Genomic DNA, 1,954 nt, shown 5'->3' with positions numbered 1-1,954 from the left:
TTATGCCCCTTCACCACATTGTCTATGATGCGCAGGGCGGCTGCATTGTAATAGAATGCGTTGAAGGTGAACTGAACATTCATGAAAACCCTCTTGGAGTAATTACAAACAATCCCACATTCGACTGGCATCTTCAGAATCTATCGAACTACGTAGACTTGACTCCGGTAAACATCAAGAGCTCCAAACTCGGGGACTTCAAAATAGTCGGAACTGGAAACGGAACTGGATTGCTCGGGCTTCCCGGGGACAACACATCTCCAAGCCGATTTGTGAGGGCTGCCTTCTACTCTCATGGAGAAGTGAAGCCAAAACATTCAGAAGAGGCGGTAACTTTGGCCTGGCACATCCTTAATGCTCTGGACATTCCTGAAGGGCTCGTAGTCAATGAAGAACTTGGAATGGTAGTTTCAAGAGATATTGCTTATTGGTCTGTAGTAAGAGACTTGACAAACAAAGTCTACTACTACAGAACTTACAGTGACTTGAACATAAGAAAGGTGGAGCTTGATAGAATCGATTTTTCGAGTGGAAACATAAGATTTCTGAAAATGAGTCACGAACAGAATTACGTAGACGTGACTGACGCAGTCAAGTGAAAAAACAGTCGTGAAGATTTCGAAGGGCTCCAAGGTTATGTGAGAACAAATACGCGAGAAACAGCCTGCTCGACTAGAAAACGCTGTACGCTGCTGAAGATAGCGTTGCCCGTCAACGGTCAGCCGCCCTCCGAGCAAGAGTAGAAGTTGTTCTGCCTACGGCAGGAAACGATGCGCGTACAAACGTCCGGAGAAGTGATGCTGGCGCTTACTCGTCAGGAGGCATTCTAAGGTTTACCGTCAATGATCCTCCGTTCTCCCACAAAGTGGGAAAAGCGGATTATGAGGATAGCAGGAAAGGGTTGTCAAAACCGCGTTATGGAGGTGTGAAAAAGGGGAATGACGAGATCCTAAGGGCACCATCTATTCGCTTAGCAGGATCCCAACACCTAAGTGTTTTGGGAAGGCTTTCAGGGCAGGCTCACGGGTGATGAAGTAAGGAGTTTGTACGAGTGACATGGGGTGATAGCCTTCTCTTGCATCGCGTCATTCTGAGATGATCCTGCTCAGAATCTCTCTCTTCTCGTGAGTGAGCGAACTCTAGATAATGCTCTTTTTCGCTTGATGTTATCCAAGGACTGGTCCATGATCCGGGACATGCAACGAAGGAAGGTTCTTAAGATCGAGATGCTGAAACAAGTTCAGCATGACGCATTGTCAACAAGCAGGGATTTCAAGCTTCCACCGAGAATATTGGTGAGATTGATCGAAACAATGATCCTTTCTATAGGTTCAATGAGTCATCTGTCTTGAAGATCCACTTAACTTCTTCTCTCAATCTCTTAATGAAGTAGGACGGTTCTATGTTTAGTCTATTCCACTCGTCTAAAGTGTAGATCAGAATATCGACCGGAACCGGCAACATCGACAAATCCCATTCAGTTCCTCGTTTTCCGAAAGGAGCTTTGGAGTCTTTCACTACAACAATCCCATCAAGGTCGCTTCCCACTCCATTGTCGCCCCGAGCGTAGGAACCGAAGTAACCTATACTGAGAATGTTGGAATCCCGCTTCAACGTCTCTGACCACTTAAAAAACGAATCGACTACAGCCTCTTTACTTGGCCATTTCATTATTGACGAATTCAACAATCTCACCGGCATATGCAATAGCCTCCTCACTTTGCTTGCTTCCAAAATACTCAAAGGGAGAGCCTTCGGGATGACTATTCGGATATCTCGCAGGTATGTAAGAATTGTCAAGAATTCTCGCCTTATCCAATAAATCGTCGGGCAGCACAATTCCTTTAGGAAGTTCTTGAATCAGTTTGCTTACCATGTGCCCCCACGCTTCCTGACCCAAAGAAAGATGGAGAGCCTTTACTGCCTTTTCTGCCGCTTGCTGTGACGCAAAGCA

General features: G+C 45.9%; 3 protein-coding genes. 1 reads left to right on the top strand and 2 read right to left on the bottom strand.

Annotation, left to right across the window (positions count from 1 at the left end; all coding sequences use genetic code 11):
- On the top strand, window positions 1-599 hold a 599-nt coding region (locus tag ENN47_07810), incomplete at its 5' end, for a linear amide C-N hydrolase (protein ID HDP78073.1).
- Between the two features lie 724 nt (window positions 600-1,323).
- Here the strand turns inward: ENN47_07810 and ENN47_07805 are convergent.
- Complete coding sequence (locus ENN47_07805) at window positions 1,324-1,701, bottom strand: nucleotidyltransferase domain-containing protein (GenBank protein ID HDP78072.1); 378 nt, start codon at window positions 1,699-1,701, stop codon at window positions 1,324-1,326.
- Window positions 1,655-1,954, bottom strand: a 300-nt coding sequence (locus ENN47_07800; protein HDP78071.1) for a HEPN domain-containing protein, incomplete at its 5' end; no start/stop codon positions are given. The genes ENN47_07805 and ENN47_07800, both read right to left, overlap by 47 nt.

The sequence above is a fragment of the Mesotoga infera genome, from assembly GCA_011045915.1.
Lineage (GTDB): Bacteria > Thermotogota > Thermotogae > Petrotogales > Kosmotogaceae > Mesotoga > Mesotoga infera_D.
The sequence above is the reverse complement of the archived record's forward strand: the minus strand, read 5'-3'. Positions and strand labels throughout refer to the sequence as shown.

Bases quoted from the DNA above. Each gene is read 5' to 3' on its own strand.
- ENN47_07805 (HDP78072.1), bottom strand. From the start codon at position 1,701: ATGCCGGTGAGATTGTTGAATTCGTCAATAATGAAATGGCCAAGTAAA.